We start from the raw sequence: 1,173 nt of genomic DNA, 5'->3' as shown, positions 1-1,173 counted from the left end.
AAGGATTAAACAATAGTAATGGCATTGACCTGATGTGTTTCTGACGTTGTTTTTGCAGCAGAAGGCTTGGTGGGATTAGCCGATGAAGAATTATCTGCCATCAATGGTGCTGCATTGATGAATATGTCCTATACCGATCCTGTTTTAGTCAACCAACAAATGGTCGATGAAAATATTGGTTTCTACAAACTCAGTTTAGATGCCGTCATGGATCTGAACGTCAATGTCAAAAGTTTGCAACTCGGCTGTGGTGGGGTAAATGGGTCAAATGGCTGTGATATTGATATTCGTCATCTAGCGCTGAGTGGTATAGCCAAATCCTAAAAACTATAGAACAATAGAGATATGGGATATTCAAAAGATTTTAAAGACAAAGTCATAGAAATTATGATTCGAGATGAAATGTCTGTGCGAAAAGCAGCACAGCATTTTAACATCTGTATACAAACGATTCAGAACTGGAAAAAGTCCACTACAAACAAACCTATTCCTGGCCGTCCAGCTAAAATTAGCAGAGAGCAAATATTGAAGGATATTGAACAATATCCTGATGATTATCAGTATGAGCGAGCTGAACGTTTAGGAGTAAGCACTCATGCGGTATTTAATGCATTACATGCCGCAGGAATATCGCGTAAAAAAAGACGTTAAAGCATCCTAAAGCAGATCAAAATCAACGTCAGCAATTTCAAAATCTCATAGAGTGTTTAGAAGGGAAATTGCCTCTGATTTACATAGATGAAAGTGGTTTTCAAAGTGAAAGTACCAGAACTCATAGTTATAGCCTTCAAGGAACACGTGCTGAAGGTGAATTTAACTGGCAGTTGAAGAATTGCAGTAATGCGATCGGTGCAATTATCGAAAATAGATTGTTGACAGTTGGTGTGTTTAATTGTTCTGTGAATACAGAAGTATTTGAATGTTGGATTGAACAGGATTTATTACCTAAGTTGAAAGAAAGCAGTGTTTTGATTATGGACAATGCGACCTTTCACAAAGGGAAAAGACTTCAGGAGTTGATACGTTGTGCAGGCCATTACATTGTGTGGCTTCCTAAATAAGCTGTCATTAAAAAGTAAACATGTATTCTTTTCCGAATTGGTTTGATACTCTCTCCACCCATTGCTCTATTTTATCAGCTGTCATGACTTGAAAATCTCGCCAATAATATTT

3 protein-coding genes and 1 pseudogene are annotated in these 1,173 nt (G+C 37.4%); 3 read left to right on the top strand and 1 reads right to left on the bottom strand.

The features are described from left to right. Positions 1-66: 66 nt before the first annotated feature. From FTU09_RS13700 to FTU09_RS13690, 3 genes are all read left to right on the top strand, one after another. The gene (locus FTU09_RS13700) at positions 67-324 is read left to right on the top strand and encodes a hypothetical protein (RefSeq protein ID WP_180080592.1); all 258 of its coding nucleotides are present in this window, start codon (positions 67-69) and stop codon (positions 322-324) included. Positions 325-345: 21 nt separating this feature from the next. Next, complete coding sequence (locus tag FTU09_RS13695) at positions 346-651, top strand: IS630 transposase-related protein (RefSeq protein ID WP_180080589.1); 306 nt, start codon at positions 346-348, stop codon at positions 649-651. A 68-nt stretch (positions 652-719) separates the two neighbouring features. Further along, positions 720-1,061 (top strand): transposase, encoded by a 342-nt coding sequence (locus tag FTU09_RS13690; protein WP_180080587.1) that lies wholly within the window; start codon positions 720-722, stop codon positions 1,059-1,061. Positions 1,062-1,068: 7 nt separating this feature from the next. On the opposite strand, the pseudogene FTU09_RS13890 reads toward FTU09_RS13690, so the two are convergent. Next, positions 1,069-1,173: pseudogene (locus FTU09_RS13890) on the bottom strand (transposase); the annotation flags it as partial.

Origin of the sequence: Acinetobacter sp. YH12058 (genome assembly GCF_013419805.1) — a bacterium.
GTDB lineage: Bacteria > Pseudomonadota > Gammaproteobacteria > Pseudomonadales > Moraxellaceae > Acinetobacter > Acinetobacter towneri.
The sequence above is the reverse complement of the archived record's forward strand: the minus strand, read 5'-3'. Positions and strand labels throughout refer to the sequence as shown.

Bases quoted from the DNA above. Each gene is read 5' to 3' on its own strand.
- FTU09_RS13695 (WP_180080589.1), top strand. From the start codon at position 346: ATGGGATATTCAAAAGATTTTAAAGACAAAGTCATAGAAATTATGATT.